This window comes from Serratia sp. Nf2 (assembly GCF_003028435.1).
Lineage (GTDB): Bacteria > Pseudomonadota > Gammaproteobacteria > Enterobacterales > Enterobacteriaceae > Serratia > Serratia marcescens_L.
The window spans coordinates 22146-37495 of sequence record NZ_PYTW01000010.1; the positions used below are offsets into that span (position 1 = coordinate 22146).

The following is a 15350-nucleotide window of genomic DNA, read 5'->3' on the forward strand; positions in this document are numbered from 1 at the left end:
GATCCGTGGACGGCTGGGAGCGCGCTTTCGTCCTGCATGGGCGGCCGTACAGTGAAACCAGTCTGATGCTGGATCTGTTTACCGAAGGTCATGGGCGGGTGCGCTTGCTGGCGAAAGGCGCGCGCAGCCGCCGCTCCAATCTGAAGGGTTGCCTGCAGCCCTTTACCCCCCTGTTAGTGCGCTGGGGCGGCCGCGGCGAAGTGAAAACGCTGCGCAATGCCGAAGCGGTCTCCCTCGGTTTACCCCTCAGCGGCATGATGCTTTACAGCGGGCTGTACGTGAACGAACTGCTGGCGCGCGTGCTCGAGCAGGAAACCAACTACTCGGTGCTGTTCTTCGACTATCTGCAATGCCTGCAGGCGCTGGCGGCGGAAGACAGCTCGCCCGAACAGGCGCTGCGTCAGTTCGAGCTGGCCTTGCTGCACCACCTGGGCTACGGCCTCGATTTCCTGCACTGCGCCGGCAGCGGCCTGCCGGTGGATGACGCCATGACCTATCGTTACCGCGAAGAGAAAGGCTTTATCGCCAGCCTGGTGGTGGATCACTACAGCTTCACCGGGCGCGAACTGCGCGCGCTGGCAGAGCGTCAGTTTCCCGATGCCGAGACGCTGCGTGCCGCCAAGCGTTTCACCCGCATGGCGCTGAAACCCTACCTCGGCGGCAAGCCGTTGAAGAGCCGCGAACTGTTCCGCCAGTTCGTGCGCAAACAGCCGAATACGCCGGTCGACGACGCCTGACCTTTTCCCCTTTTGCCGCCCTGCGCCCGCGTGTAAACTGCTGGCACTGAAAATCGTATTTAGAGGTTGTCATGGCTGATTTGCTGCTGGGCGTCAATATCGATCACATCGCCACGTTACGTAACGCGCGCGGAACCCAATACCCGGATCCGGTTCAGGCGGCATTCATTGCCGAACAGGCAGGGGCCGACGGCATTACCGTGCATCTGCGCGAAGATCGCCGCCACATCACCGACCGCGACGTGCGCCTGCTGCGCCAGACCATCCAGACGCGCATGAATCTGGAGATGGCGGTGACCGACGAGATGCTGGATATCGCCATTGAGCTGAAGCCGCATTTCTGCTGCCTGGTGCCGGAAAAGCGCGAAGAAGTGACCACCGAAGGCGGCCTGGACGTCGCCGGCCAGCTGGACAAAATGAGCGTGGCGGTTGAGCGCCTGGCGCAGGCGGGCATTCTGGTCTCGCTGTTCATCGATCCCGATCATCGCCAGATCGACGCGGCGGTGGCGGTGGGCGCACCCTATATCGAGATCCACACCGGCGCCTACGCCGAAGCGCAGGGCGAGCTGGCGGTACAGGCCGAACTGCGCCGCATCGCGGTAGCCGCCGCCTACGCGGCCGAGAAGGGGCTGAAGGTCAACGCCGGCCACGGCCTGACCTATCACAACGTGCAGCCGATTGCCGCGCTGCCGGAAATGCACGAGCTGAACATCGGCCATGCGATTATCGGCCAGGCGGTGATGAGCGGGCTGCCGGCCGCGGTTGCCGACATGAAAGTACTGATGCGGGAAGCGCGCCGGTAATGGCGGTGCTCGGGCTGGGTACCGACATCGTCGAGATGGCGCGTATCGAAGCGGTGGTGGAGCGCAGCGGCGATCGTCTGGCGCGCCGCGTGCTGAGCGATGCCGAGTGGGCGCTGTATCAGCAGCACCAGCAGCCGATTCGCTTTCTGGCCAAACGCTTCGCGGTGAAAGAGGCCGCCGCCAAGGCGTTCGGCACCGGCATTCGCAACGGCCTGGCGTTCAATCAGTTCGAAGTGTTCAACGATGCGTTGGGCAAGCCGAATATTCGTTTGCACGGCCGCGCCGCCGAGCTGGCGGGGGAGATGGGGGTCACCGCGATCCACGTTTCGCTGGCCGACGAACGGCGCTATGCCTGCGCGACGGTGATCGTAGAAAGCTGAAAATAGCAAGGGCGCCTGTGGCGCCCTTGTCAGTCCTGCGGCGGATTAAATGCGATCGGCGTGGTGCAGCACCACAAACTTGTCCCACAGCTGTTCGTTGGTCTCGCGATGCTGCGGATCGGTGATGATGGTGTTGTCGATTGGGCAAACCTGCTGGCAGGTCGGCGTATCGTAATGGCCGATGCACTCGGTGCAGCGATCGGTATCGATCTGATAAATCTCATCGCCCATCGAAATCGCCTGGTTTGGGCATTCCGGCTCGCACATGTCGCAGTTGATACATTTCTTGGTAATCAGCAGTGCCATTGTCAGTTATCTTTCCATCGGTGTGCTCGGGCTGGCGCGCAATCTATCATAGAATCGCCGCGCGGCGGGCGTTTTTTCGTCATCTTACCGCTTAGGGTAACTCAGGTGGGTCATCAGCCAACTGATCGAAATCAACTCTTCTCTGCCCGTCAAACACCCAGCGCTTATCGGTATCCGCCATACGCATCGTAGGCATCACCTCCGGATGGGCAACCCGTATTCCCGCCTCTTGAGCAAACAACCCGATAAAATCGAACGCGCTCATGGGATCATCAATGATTTGGTGCTGTTGGTCGCGATCGCTCAGCACCAGCAACGGCACCTGATAATTCTGCCGGGTATCGCCGCTGTGGCGCAGAGAACGCGTGCCGCCGATATCCTTGTGGGAAAGGCCGTGATCGGAGAAATAGAACAGTTTAAACGGCGCGCCGGTCTGTTTCAGACTTTGATAAACCTGCTCGATAAAACGGTCAGTCTTGCGATAGGTAGAGAGGTAGCAGGCCAGCTCCTTATTCGGCGACTCGACGCTCGGCGTTTCGCCGTTAAGCCGCTCGCAAAAGTCGGCGTGCGAGCCCATCAGATGCAGCACATACAGGTTGCCTTGCCCCTGGCGGCTCAATAATTGGTCAAATATCGGCAGCAGTGCATCATCATCGGTGTTGCGCGATTGATAGTCGCCTTTCTTCAGGAAGTAATGGCTATCGCTGAACATGGCGATTTTTGATACCGGCGTATCGAATTGCCCGAACATGCCCTGATTGGACAGCCAGTGGGTATTGAGGCCGGCGGCTTTTGCCAGGGTGATAAGGTTATCCCCGAGGGCAATGTTGTGGCCGTTGCTTAAAGCCAGCGTGCGGGGGAGCGATTCGAACGTATTCGGCGCGGTGGAAATATAATTGCTGTAAAACCGTCCCTTGGCATTATCCAGAAACGGTGTAGTGGACACCGGATAACCAAATAAGGACATATGATCCCTGCGCATACTTTCGCCGACGATAATGACATAGTTCTCATTCGTTGGTGCGCCGGCGGAAAGCGACCAGCGGTTTGGTGCTGAAGCGTCGGTGTTTAATTCATCAATCTGCTGTTGGTATTGATGGTAAGCTGAATAAGTGGATAAAAAGAAATCAGGCAATCGAAGATTACTCAACCCACCGCTGAATGCTCTGGCGATAATAATCACCGTAAGCAGGGCCAATGCGGTCAATATTGTTTTCTTTGACAGGGGGTATCGCCAAATAAATCGACCGAGAATGACCGGCGTAACCAGAATGGCGACAGGTAACAGATAACAGCTGACCGGGAGGGTTTGCAAAAACTCCCTTGCCTCTATCGGGTTGGATTGCAGCAGGGCGGACACCACGACGGCTGATGGGGAACCGTATATGGCCCCGACCGGCGCATACAGCGCGCATAGCAGAATAAACGGAATAATCAGGCCGTAACGGGTAAGTGAATGGATAGATAATAATAACAAGGTAAGTGCAATAAAAAGAATATCAATGCCTTTTCCGCCGCTGTATCCCATCGCTTTGATTAATATCAAAGCAATAATGACATAAAATAAAAAAGTGCGCAGGGTCGGATGAGCCACGGAGTGCCGTAACTTATCTAAAATAACAGTGTGTGTATTCATAATGGTATCGTTAAATAATGCTGTCCATGCATGCTCAATTATTGATCGATAATTGAGCGAGTCACCGCTCGCACACTATTTTTCGAATGCAGAGAAGGGAAATAATTGAGCTGGCGGCGTTTTATCGGCCGCCATTATACGCCTCAAACTAACTTTTTCATTAACTGTTCGCTGTGTTTGATGCGATCGCGGGCATGATCGAGATCGTGCTGGATCAGGGCCATAAACAACAAGTCGGTGAGGGCGAACTGGGCCGTGCTGGAGGAGATGGCCGCACTGCGGGTGTGGGGCTCTTCGGCGATGGTATAGAGGCAGTGATCGGCGCGTTGCTGCAGACCGTTGGGAGAGAAGCTGGTCAGCGCCAACACCCTGGCGCCGGCCTGGCGCGCCTCTTCCGCCGCCAGATTGATTTCACGCCGTTCGCCGCTGAAGGAGATAGCCAGCAGCAGATCGCGTTTGTCCAGCGCCTGCACCGCCGCCAGCTGAACGTGCATGTCCGCTTCGGCCACCGCCATCACGCCGATCTTCAGCAGCTTGAAGGAAAAATCCTTGGCCACCAGCCCGGAAGCGCCGATGCCGATCAGCATCACCCGGCGCGCCTGGCGCAGCATGTCCAGCGCCTGATGAAGCCGCTCTTCGCTGTTGATGTCCAGCGTCGCGCGCAGCGCCGCCTGCTTTTCCGCCAATAGCTTTTCACCAACGGTTTTCAGCGTGTCGCTGCTGAGGATGTGGTTGTGAACGGTCACTACCGGTTCGGCCTGCGGCTGGGCCAGCGTCTCGCTCAGCGCCAGCTTCAACGCCGGGAAACCTTTATAGCCCAGCTTTTGGGCGAACTTCACCACGCTCGACTGGCTGATGCCGGCCAGCTGGGCCAGCTTTTGCGAGCTGAGATGGCGCGCCTGCTCGGCGTTGTTCAGCAAAAAATCCGCCAGCTTGCGGTCGTTTTGCGCCAGTGTCGGATACATCTGGCGAATGCGCAGAAGGGTACTCATTGTTCTTTCCCTGGAAACCAGCGGCCATTTTGCCACGCAGAGGGCGAAAACGCGCGGTGAAAATTTTTGTGAGCTCGTCGTTAAAATAGCAAATAGCGCTCGCTTTGTTGAATAAAATATTCAAATATTGATTTAATTTTGTGAATTAAAAATTCAAAGGTGAACAGATGAACTTAGGCGCACTGGTATCGGAAACCCGCAACCCGGCCACCATGGGGCTGGATGAGATGTCGACGCTGGAGATGGTCCGCTGCTTTAACCAGGAAGACCGCAAGGTGCCGGAGGCGATTGAAAAGGTGCTGCCGGCGATTGCGCTGGCGGTCGATTTGGCTGCGGCGGCGTTGAAGGCCGGTGGGCGGCTGATTTATTTGGGCGCCGGCACCAGCGGCCGCCTGGGCGTGCTTGATGCCTCCGAGTGCCCGCCGACCTTCGGCGTGCCGCACGGCGTGGTAGTGGGGCTGATCGCCGGCGGGCCGGGCGCGCTGCTCAAAGCGGTGGAAGGGGCGGAAGACGACGAAGCTTTGGGCGAAGCCGATCTCCGGGCGCTGAACCTCAGCGCCATCGATATGGTGGTGGGGTTGGCGGCCTCCGGGCGCACGCCTTATGTGATTGGCGCACTGCGCTATGCGCGCGGGCTGGGCTGCCCGACGGCGGCCATCTCCTGCAACCCGGATTCGCCGATCGCGCACGAAGCGCAGGTGGCGATTTCGCCGGTGGTGGGGCCAGAGGCCCTGACCGGCTCGACGCGCCTGAAATCCGGCACTGCGCAGAAGCTGGTGCTCAACATGCTGTCGACCGGTGCGATGGTCAAGCTGGGTAAGGTTTACCAGAACCTGATGGTGGACGTGAAGGCCACCAACGTCAAACTGGTGGATCGCGCCTGCCGCATCGTGGTGGAGGCGACCGGCGCCGAACGCGCTCAGGCAGAGGCGGCGCTGGCGCAGACCGGCTTCGAAGTCAAACCGGCGATCCTGATGATTTTAGCCGGCGTCAACGCCGAAGAGGCGCAGCAGCGGCTGCAGCGGCACGACGGCTATCTGCGCGCAGCGCTGGCGCGTTAATTCACTGTGGGGGCGGCGATGGACAAGACAACGGCATTGGCGACACAGATCCTGGCGGGTGTGGGGGGCGAGGGCAATATCCTCAAACTGGAGAACTGCATGACGCGAGTGCGCGTCGAGGTCAGCGACGAGCAGCGCCTGGATCTGGCCGCCCTCAGGCAGCTGCCCGGCGTGAAGGGCTATATCAAACAGGGTGAGCAGCATCAGTTTATCGTCGGCCCGGGCGCCGCCGCCAAGGTGGTGGACGCCATGCGCGAATTGCTGGGCGGCAGCGCGCAGCCCGTCGTCGCCGTCGGTGACGCGGCCCGCACCAAGGTGCAGGCCAAGCAAAAATACGCTGCGCCGATGAGCGGCGCGCTGAAAAAGCTGGCCGATGTCTTTATTCCGCTGATCCCGGCGTTTATCGCCTCGGGCCTGATCACTGGCATCATCAACCTGCTGAAACGGCCAGACATCGCCGGCCAGCTGGCGGTGGACTACCCGAACGTGCTGGGGCTGTTGGCGATCTTCGGCAGCGCGGTATTCGCCATCATGAACATTTTGGTCGGGGTTAACGCCGCACGGGTGTTCGGCGGCTCTCAGGCGATGGGCGGCGTCATGGCCGGCATTCTCTCCAGCCCGGCGTTGGCGCAGATCACCTTGTTCGGCGAGGCGCTGCAGCCGGGGCGCGGCGGGGTGATCGCCGTGCTGCTGGTGGTGGCGTTAATGTGCTGGGTGGAGAAACGCCTGCGCACGCTGTTGCCGGAGTCGGTCGAACTGATCCTCAATCCACTGCTGACCACACTGGTCACCGCCTCGCTGGCGATCCTGATTCTGCAGCCGATCGGCGGCATTATCTCCGACGCCATCGCCCACGGTGCCAATCTGGCGATCGACAAGGGCGGGCTGCTGGTGGGAGCGCTGCTCTCGGGGCTGTTCCTGCCGCTGGTGCTCTCCGGCCTGCATCAGGGACTGGTGCCGATCCACGTCGAGCTGGTGCAGGCGCACGGTTCCAACCCGCTGCTGCCGATCCTGGCGATGGCCGGCGTCGGTCAGGTGGGGGCGGCGCTGGCGGTGCTGTTGAAAACCCGCAACGCACGGCTGAAGAAGGTGATCAAAGGGGCGTTGCCGGTCGGCATTCTCGGCATCGGCGAGCCGCTGATCTTCGGGGTTACGCTGCCGCTGGGGCGGCCGTTTATCGGCGCCTGCCTCGGCGGGGCGGTCGGCGGTGCGCTCATCAGCTACTGGAAGGTGGCGACGGTAATCACCTTCGGCATTTCGGGGCTGCCTTTGGCGTTGACCATTGTCTCAGGTAAGGTGATGTTGTATCTGGCGGGGATGCTGATTACGATTATCGCCGGTTTTCTCTTCACCTGGATGATGGGGTTCGACGATCCCGAGGAGTAGCGTTTGAGCGACAAGCAGCAACAACCGGCCGCAGAGGGGCGCCGCGTGGTCTTTTTCGATCTGGACGGCACCCTGCATCAGGAGGATATGTTCGGCAGTTTCTTGCGTTTTCTGCTGCGCCGTTTGCCGCTGAACCTGCTGCTGGTGATACCGCTGCTGCTGCCGATCGGGTTGGCGTTACTGCTGCTGGGGCGAGCCGCGCGTTGGCCGATGAGCCTGCTGCTGTGGGCAATTACCTTCGGGCGTGCCGAAGCGACGCTGAAGGTGCTGGAACGGCAGTTTATCGAGGCTTTCCGCCAGAAGGTGACCGCATTTCCGGTGGTGCAAATGCGGCTGCGGCAGTACCTGGAGGAGCACGATGCCGAGGTGTGGTTAATTACCGGCTCGCCGGAACGGCTGGTGGAGCAGGTGTATCGCGATTCGGCATTTCTGCCGCGGGTGCGGTTGATTGGCAGCCGCATCACGCGCCGCTGCGGCGGATGGGTCTTGACCTTGCGCTGCCTGGGGGCGCAGAAAGTAGTGCAGCTCGAGCAGCGACTTGGTGCGCCGCTGAAGCTGTACAGCGGTTACAGCGACAGCAAGCAGGATAATCCGCTGCTGTTCTTTTGCGAGCACCGTTGGCGGGTAAGCAAGCAGGGCGAGCTGCAGCAGCTGGAATAAATCAAGGGCGGAGAATTCCGCCCTTATTGTTTTTATCGGTACCGCGATCAGTCGTCGGTCACATCGTGCGGCTTGCGCCCCAACTGCCAAATCTTCTCCGCATAATGCCCCAACGCCCACAGGCTCAGGCCGAGCAGCACGAAGAAAACCGCCTTCGGCATGCTGTCCCAGAAAAACTCGAACAGACGGGTATACAGGTTAATGCCGAGGAAGGTCAACCCGAAGCCGCGCAGCATGGCGTCGTCATGCTTCAACCCCAGCCAAATGGCGGCGAGGGCGGCCAGCCCGAACAGCAGGCTCCAGTGGAACAGCTCAATCTGGCGCGCGCTGTACCAGCTGTCGAGATCGCCGTAGTTGCCGAAGATAGACAGCAGCCACAGGGCGATAAACAGGTACAGCAGGCCCATCGCCAGCGACACCCGCTGCAGACCGCGCTGCGCCAACAGCGGCCGCAACAGCAGCGCGGCGGCGATCAGCACCGCGCCAAAGGCGATAAAGCGAATCGGGTAGCTCATGCCGAGCCAGTAGGCGCCCCAGCCGGACAGGTAGCCGGTCTCGGCGCCGAAGGCGTTGCCGAGCGACAGCAGGGCGAACCACCACACCAGCCCGGAGCGGCTGAACCAGCCGATCCCGCCGTACAGCAGCGCGGCGAACAGCAGCAGCACGGAAACCCGGCCGCTGCCGTTATCCAGCCAGACCCCCAACTGCCATAAGGCGCAGGCGGTAAGCAACACGGCGACAAACAGCGCCGCTTCGTTGCCGTAGCGTTTTTCCGGGTGGCGCCGGCGGCGACGCAGCGCCCAGACGTAGGCCAGCGCCGCCAGTACGCCGGCGATCGCCATGCGTACCGGCGCGTCGAAGCGGAACAGTCCGCTGAGCCATGCAAGCAGTTCGCTGTCGGCGAACAGGCTGGTGACGGCGATCAGCAGAGAGGCCAGCGCGGCGAGAAACGCATAGCGCGCCAGCCGCCGCCAGTCGAAAGGCTGTACGGCCACATGCTGCAGCAGTTGCTGCCGTTGTTCGGGCGTCAAGGCGCCTTCCCCCACCCAGCCGTCCAGCGCCTTGCGCACCACGACCGCGTTCTTTTTACTGAGTTTCATGCTTCTTGTCCCTGAATCACACGCTGATTCGGCCAGTATAGCCATTGGCGGGCGGCTACGACAAAGGGAGGCTAGTGTGTATAATGCCCGCCGCAAAAGCGCACGAGGAATTATGCGATGACTGAATATAACGATGAGTACTGGATGCGTCAGGCATTGCAGCTGGCCCTGCGCGCGCAGGAAGAGGGCGAGGTGCCGGTGGGTGCGCTGCTGGTGCTGGACAATCAGGTCATCGGCGAGGGCTGGAACCGCCCGATCGGCCGACACGATCCTACCGCACACGCCGAGATCATGGCGCTGCGCCAGGGCGGCGCGGTGCTGCAAAACTACCGCCTGCTGAACGCCACGCTGTACGTCACGCTGGAGCCCTGCGTGATGTGCGCCGGTGCGATGGTGCACAGCCGTATCCGCCGGTTGGTGTATGGCGCCGCCGACGAGAAAACCGGCGCGGCCGGTTCGCTGGTGGATATTTTGCGCCATCCGGGCATGAACCATCAGGTGGAGATCGTCTCCGGTGTGTTGGCGGACGAATGCGCCGCCACCTTGAGCAATTTCTTCCGCCTGCGCCGCGAACAGAAAAAAGCGCTCAGGCTGGCGCAGCGGGCGGTGGATAAGCCGGAATAATCAGTGGTTGAGCGCCAGTTCCGGCATCACCGTCGGATAGCCTTTCCCCAACGCCTCCTGCTCGGCGGCCGCTTGCGCCGCCTTTCTCTCTTTTTCCTGCAGATAGCCCACCAGGCTGACCTGGTAGCGGCGGATGTTTTCTACATAGTTGTAGGCTTCACGCCCGCGCGCATAGCCGTAGGTCAGCTGCGGGTAGTAGCGCTTCTGGCTGAGCATCGGCAGGCGCTGCTTGACGTCGACCCAGCTGTCCGGATTGCCTTTTTGCGTTTTGGTCAACTTGCGCGCGTCCAGCATGTGGCCCCAGCCCATGTTGTAGGCCGCCAGCGAGAACCAGATGCGCTCGTCTTCCGGCACGCTGTCCGGCACCTTGGCCATTAGCCGCTGCAGGTAGAGCGCGCCGCCCTGAATGCTCTCTTCCGGATCGAGGCGGTCGTTGACCCCCAGGCCGTCGGCGGTGGCGCGGGTCAGCATCATCAGGCCGCGCACGCCGGTGGGTGAGGTGGCCTGCGGATTCCAGTGCGATTCCTGATAGGCGATGGCCGCCAGCAGCTTCCAGTCGATCTCGTTGGCGTGCTTCTCGAACAGTGGGCGGAAGTTGGGCAGCACCGAGTCGATGGCCGACAGGAAGGTTTTGGTGTCCACATAGTCAAAGCTGCCGACGTGGCCGAGGTATTTTTCTTCGAGCCGCGCCAGGGTGCCGTCGTCCACCATCTGGCTGTAGAAGTCCAGCATCGCCGCGTACAGGCTGTCGTCGCCGTCGCGTTTCAGATACCAGGTGACCGGTTCTTCGTCGGTGACGTCGAACGCCACCGCCAGCTGCGGATGGATGCGCTGCAGCAGCGCGATGGTGACCGAATCGCCGAGGGTGTAGTCCAGCTTGCCGTCGGCCACCCGCTCCAGCAGCTCTTTGGAGGTGAGATCGCTGGAGGACTCCCAGGCGAGATCCGGGTATTTATCCTGTTTGAGCTGCTTTAGCGTGCTGACGTGCGCGGAACCGGAGGCGACCGCCAGCTTGCCTTTAATGTCGGCGAAGCCTTTTGGCCGCGGGGTGCCCAGCCGGTACACCAGCTGTTGGGAAACGGAGTAGTAGGCGGGGCCGGTGCGCGCGCGGCTGAGGCGCTCCTGGTTGTAGATAAGGCCCGCCGCCAGCAGATCGGCGTCGTCGTCGTCCAGATCGTCGAACAGGTCATTGATGTTCTGATGGGGGATCACCACCAGCTTCACCCCGAGGTAGTTGGCGAAGCGCTTGGCCAGTTCGTAGTCGAGCCCACCCGGCCCTTGCTTGGTGTTGAAATAGGTCAGCGGGGAGTTCAGCGTGCTGATACGCAACTCGCCGCGGGAAATGATCTCCTGGAGTTGCCCGCCCTGGCCGCTGCGCCAGGTGATATTGGGCCACAGGGCGAGAGCCAGAAGCAGGGTGACAACGCCGATGAGGATGTAGTTTATTTTAAGACGTTTCAAATAGTTATCCAGTGGTGGCACAGGTACGCCGGCGACAATAACCGCGAATTTTCTCATGGTTAAATCACCAGTGCGGGGGCATTTTGCGCAACAAAACGCCAGTGTGCAACTTTATTGACACGTTATGACAATTCGACGGTGCGGCACGCTTTTATCAATAATCCCTACGCAAACGGTTTCGTCGGCGGCGAGGATTCTCTATAATGACGCGCGTTTTCCCCTGTTGCGCCCAATGAAGCGTCTTATCCGTCGCTTCGAAGACGAGAGAACTTTGATTATGGAAATTCTGCGTGGTTCGCCCGCTTTATCGGCTTTTCGCATTACCAAACTGCTGTCCCGCTGCCAGGACGCTCACCTGCCCATCAGTGATATCTACGCCGAGTACGTCCACTTTGCCGATGTTAGCGCACCGCTCAGTGCCGAAGAACACGCCAAACTTCAACGGCTGCTCAAGTACGGTCCTTCTCTCGCCGAACACGCTCCCGAAGGCCGGTTGCTGCTGGTTACGCCACGTCCGGGCACCATTTCTCCCTGGTCTTCCAAAGCCACCGACATCGCCCACAACTGCGGTTTGCAACAGGTGCTGCGGTTGGAACGCGGCCTGGCGTTCTACGTCAAGGCGCCCGAGCTGACGGAAACCCAGTGGGGCCAGCTCGCCGCGCTGCTGCACGATCGCATGATGGAAATCGTCTTCAGCGAGCTGCAACAGGCCGAACAGCTGTTCGCGCACCATCAGCCGGCGCCGTATCAGTCGATCGATGTGTTGGGCGCAGGGCGCACCGCGCTGGAGCAGGCTAACGTCCGGCTCGGCCTGGCGCTGGCGCAGGACGAGATCGACTACCTGCTGAATGCCTTTACCGATTTGGGGCGCAACCCGACGGATATCGAACTTTATATGTTCGCGCAGGCCAACTCCGAGCACTGCCGCCACAAGATTTTCAACGCCGATTGGATCATCGACGGCGAACAGCAGCCTAAATCGCTGTTCAAAATGATCAAGAACACCTATGAGCAGACGCCGGACTATGTGCTGTCGGCGTATAAAGACAACGCCGCGGTGATGGAAGGCTCTCAGGTCGGCCGCTTCTTCGCTGCGCCGGAAAACGGCAAGTACGATTACCATCAGGAAGACGCGCATATCCTGATGAAGGTAGAAACCCACAACCACCCGACGGCGATCTCGCCGTGGCCGGGCGCCGCGACCGGCTCCGGCGGCGAGATCCGCGACGAGGGGGCTACCGGCCGCGGCGCCAAGCCGAAAGCCGGCCTGGTGGGCTTCTCGGTGTCCAACCTGCGTATTCCCGGTTTTGAACAGCCGTGGGAGCAGGATTTCGGCAAGCCGGAACGCATCGTCACCGCGCTGGATATCATGACCGAAGGCCCGCTGGGCGGCGCGGCGTTCAACAACGAATTCGGTCGTCCGGCGCTGCTGGGCTACTTCCGTACCTATGAAGAGCGCGTCAACAGCCACAACGGCGTCGAGCTGCGCGGCTACCACAAACCGATCATGCTGGCGGGCGGCATCGGCAACATCCGCGCCGATCACGTGCAGAAAGGGGAAATCACCGTCGGCGCCAAGCTGGTGGTACTGGGCGGCCCGGCGATGAATATCGGCCTGGGCGGCGGCGCGGCCTCGTCGATGGCGTCAGGCCAGTCCGATGCCGATCTGGACTTCGCTTCGGTACAGCGCGACAACCCGGAAATGGAGCGCCGCTGTCAGGAAGTGATCGACCGCTGTTGGCAGCTGGGCGACCAGAACCCGATCCTGTTTATCCATGACGTCGGCGCCGGCGGGCTGTCCAACGCCATGCCGGAGCTGGTGAGTGACGGCGGCCGCGGCGGCCGCTTTGAACTGCGCGACATCCTCAACGACGAGCCGGGCATGAGCCCGCTGGAAGTGTGGTGCAACGAATCGCAGGAACGTTACGTGATGGCGATCGCCCCGGCGCAGATGGCGCAGTTCGACGAGATCTGCCGCCGCGAGCGCGCGCCTTACGCGGTGATCGGCGAAGCGACCGAAGAACAGCACCTGACGCTGAACGACCGCCACTTCGACAACCAGCCGATCGACATGCCGCTGGACGTGCTGCTCGGCAAAACGCCGAAGATGACCCGCGACGTTACCCGTCTGCAGGCGAGTGGCCAGGCGGTGCAGCGCGAGAACATCACGCTGGCCGATGCGGTGAAACGCGTGCTGCACCTGCCGGCCGTTGCGGAGAAAACCTTCCTGATCACCATCGGCGATCGCACCGTTACCGGCATGGTGGCGCGTGACCAAATGGTCGGCCCGTGGCAGATCCCGGTTGCCGACTGCGCGGTCACCACCGCCAGCCTGGACAGCTACTACGGCGAAGCGATGTCGCTCGGCGAACGTGCGCCGGTGGCGCTGCTGGACTTCGCCGCTTCCGGTCGCCTGGCGGTCGGGGAAGCGCTGACCAACCTGGCCGCCACCGAGATAGGCAGCCTGAAGCGCGTGAAGCTGTCCGCCAACTGGATGGCCGCCGCCGGCCACCCGGGCGAAGACGCCGGCCTGTACGAAGCGGTGAAAGCGGTGGGCGAAGAGCTGTGCCCGGCGCTGGGCATCACCATCCCGGTGGGCAAAGACTCCATGTCGATGAAAACCCGCTGGCAGGAAGGCAACGAACAGCGCGAAATGACCTCGCCGCTGTCGCTGGTCATCACCGCCTTCGCCCGCGTAGAGGACGTGCGCCACACCGTGACGCCGCAGCTGCGCACCGATAAGGGCGACAGCGCGCTGCTGTTGATCGACCTGGGCAACGGCCATAACGCGCTGGGTGCCACCGCGCTGGCGCAGGTTTACCGCCAACTGGGCGACAAACCGGCCGACGTGCGCAACGTTGCGCAGCTGGCGGGCTTCTTCAACGCCATGCAGCAGCTGGTGGCTGATCAAGCGCTGTTGGCTTACCATGACCGCGCCGACGGCGGCCTGCTGGTGACGCTGGCGGAGATGGCCTTCGCTGGTCACTGCGGTGTGGACGTCAATCTCGACGGCCTCGGCGACGACGCGCTGGCGGTGCTGTTCAACGAAGAGTTGGGCGCGGTGATCCAGGTGAGCGCCGAACGTCTTGACGACGTGAAGCAGGCGTTTGCTCAGCACGGACTGACCGACAACGTGCATCACATCGGCAGCGTGCAGGCCGGCGATCGTTTCGTCATCACCCAACACGGCAAGGCGCTGTACAGCGAAAGCCGCAATACGCTGCGCACCTGGTGGGCGGAAACCACCTGGCAGATGCAGCGCCTGCGCGACAACCCGGCGTGCGCCGATCAGGAACATCAGGCCAAGCAGGATGAACAAGATCCCGGCCTGAACGTGAAGCTGACCTTCGCACCGGAGGAAGACATCGCCGCGCCATACATCGCCAAGGGCGCTCGCCCGAAAGTGGCGGTGCTGCGCGAGCAGGGGGTGAACTCCCACGTTGAAATGGCGGCGGCGTTCCACCGCGCCGGCTTTGACGCGGTGGACGTGCACATGAGCGATCTGCTGGCGGGGCGCCGCGATCTGCAGGACTTCCATACGCTGGTGGCCTGCGGCGGCTTCTCTTACGGCGACGTCCTGGGCGCCGGCGAAGGTTGGGCGAAGTCTATCTTGTTCAACGAGCGGGTACGCGACGAGTTCGAAGCGTTCTTCCACCGTCCGCAGACGCTGGCGCTGGGCGTGTGCAACGGCTGTCAGATGATGTCCAACCTGCGCGAGCTGATCCCAGGCGCAGAACACTGGCCGCGCTTTGTGCGCAACCTGTCGGATCGTTTCGAGGCGCGCTTCAGCCTGGTGGAAGTGGCGGCCAGCCCGTCGCTGTTCATGCAGGGCATGACCGGTTCGTGTATGCCGATCGCCGTTTCCCACGGCGAGGGGCATGTCGAAGTGCGCGATGCGGCGCACCTGGCGGCGCTGGAAAGCCACGGTTTGGTGGCGCTGCGTTTCGTCAACAACGCCGGTCAGGTGACGGAAGCTTACCCGGCTAACCCGAACGGTTCGCCGAACGGCATTACCGCCGTGACCAGCGCCAGCGGGCGTGCCACGGTGATGATGCCGCACCCGGAACGCGTGTTCCGCACGGTCAGCAACTCCTGGCACCCGGAAGAGTGGGGCGAGGACAGCCCGTGGATGCGCATGTTCCGCAACGCCCGTAAGCAACTGGGCTAAAAACGGCCACTACCGTGCAGAGGGCGCAAGCAATTG

At 61.5% G+C, this 15350-nt stretch carries 13 protein-coding genes; 8 read left to right on the forward strand and 5 right to left on the reverse strand.

Going from position 1 to position 15350, the window contains the following annotated elements; genetic code table 11:
* Positions 1–5: 5 nt before the first annotated feature.
* From recO to acpS, 3 genes are all read left to right on the forward strand, one after another.
* The gene (gene recO / locus C9411_RS20235; protein ID WP_004929165.1) at positions 6–737 is read left to right on the forward strand and encodes a DNA repair protein RecO; all 732 of its coding nucleotides are present in this window, start codon (positions 6–8) and stop codon (positions 735–737) included.
* A 71-nt stretch (positions 738–808) separates the two neighbouring features.
* Positions 809–1540 carry a pyridoxine 5'-phosphate synthase gene (gene pdxJ / locus C9411_RS20240; RefSeq protein ID WP_025303943.1) on the forward strand — a complete coding sequence of 244 codons (732 nt, stop codon included), beginning with the start codon at positions 809–811 and terminating at the stop codon, positions 1538–1540.
* Positions 1540–1920 (forward strand): holo-ACP synthase, encoded by a 381-nt coding sequence (acpS, locus tag C9411_RS20245; protein WP_004929169.1) that lies wholly within the window; start codon positions 1540–1542, stop codon positions 1918–1920. Before pdxJ ends, acpS begins: the two co-directional genes overlap by 1 nt.
* 45 nt (positions 1921–1965) lie before the next feature.
* Here the strand turns inward: acpS and C9411_RS20250 are convergent, their stop codons facing one another.
* The 3 genes from C9411_RS20250 to C9411_RS20260 all read right to left on the reverse strand — a co-directional run bounded on the left by C9411_RS20250 (position 1966) and on the right by C9411_RS20260 (position 4854).
* Entirely contained in the window at positions 1966–2226 is a 261-nt protein-coding gene (locus C9411_RS20250) for a YfhL family 4Fe-4S dicluster ferredoxin (protein WP_033648939.1), read from the reverse strand.
* Positions 2227–2317: 91 nt separating this feature from the next.
* Entirely contained in the window at positions 2318–3862 is a 1545-nt protein-coding gene (locus C9411_RS20255; protein WP_199200145.1) for a phosphoethanolamine transferase, read from the reverse strand.
* A 143-nt stretch (positions 3863–4005) separates the two neighbouring features.
* Positions 4006–4854, reverse strand: coding sequence for a MurR/RpiR family transcriptional regulator (locus C9411_RS20260; protein WP_016929788.1), 849 nt, complete (start codon positions 4852–4854; stop codon positions 4006–4008).
* A gap of 167 nt (positions 4855–5021) precedes the next feature.
* On the opposite strand from C9411_RS20260, the gene murQ reads away from it, so the two are divergent.
* Genes murQ through yfhb form a run of 3 tightly spaced genes read left to right on the forward strand, consistent with a single transcriptional unit; the run spans position 5022 to position 7961 of the window.
* Positions 5022–5915, forward strand: coding sequence for an N-acetylmuramic acid 6-phosphate etherase (gene murQ / locus C9411_RS20265; protein WP_107227799.1), 894 nt, complete (start codon positions 5022–5024; stop codon positions 5913–5915).
* 18 nt (positions 5916–5933) lie between these two features.
* Complete coding sequence (locus tag C9411_RS20270) at positions 5934–7301, forward strand: PTS transporter subunit EIIC (RefSeq protein WP_107227800.1); 1368 nt, start codon at positions 5934–5936, stop codon at positions 7299–7301.
* A 3-nt stretch (positions 7302–7304) separates the two neighbouring features.
* Positions 7305–7961 (forward strand): phosphatidylglycerophosphatase C, encoded by a 657-nt coding sequence (gene yfhb, locus C9411_RS20275; RefSeq protein ID WP_063990560.1) that lies wholly within the window; start codon positions 7305–7307, stop codon positions 7959–7961.
* A gap of 47 nt (positions 7962–8008) precedes the next feature.
* Here yfhb and C9411_RS20280 read toward each other — a convergent pair whose 3' ends face one another.
* Positions 8009–9061: a DUF2157 domain-containing protein gene (locus C9411_RS20280; RefSeq protein WP_063990559.1), complete on the reverse strand. Its 1053-nt coding sequence runs from the start codon at positions 9059–9061 to the stop codon at positions 8009–8011.
* A gap of 117 nt (positions 9062–9178) precedes the next feature.
* Here C9411_RS20280 and tadA point away from each other — a divergent pair, with 117 nt between their 5' ends.
* Positions 9179–9685, forward strand: coding sequence for a tRNA adenosine(34) deaminase TadA (gene tadA, locus C9411_RS20285; protein WP_063990558.1), 507 nt, complete (start codon positions 9179–9181; stop codon positions 9683–9685).
* Here tadA and mltF read toward each other — a convergent pair whose 3' ends face one another.
* The gene (gene mltF / locus C9411_RS20290) at positions 9686–11146 is read right to left on the reverse strand and encodes a membrane-bound lytic murein transglycosylase MltF (RefSeq protein ID WP_063990557.1); all 1461 of its coding nucleotides are present in this window, start codon (positions 11144–11146) and stop codon (positions 9686–9688) included.
* 274 nt (positions 11147–11420) lie between these two features.
* On the opposite strand from mltF, the gene purL reads away from it, so the two are divergent.
* Complete coding sequence (gene purL, locus C9411_RS20295; protein ID WP_199200146.1) at positions 11421–15314, forward strand: phosphoribosylformylglycinamidine synthase; 3894 nt, start codon at positions 11421–11423, stop codon at positions 15312–15314.
* The last annotated feature ends 36 nt before the right edge of the window (positions 15315–15350 follow it).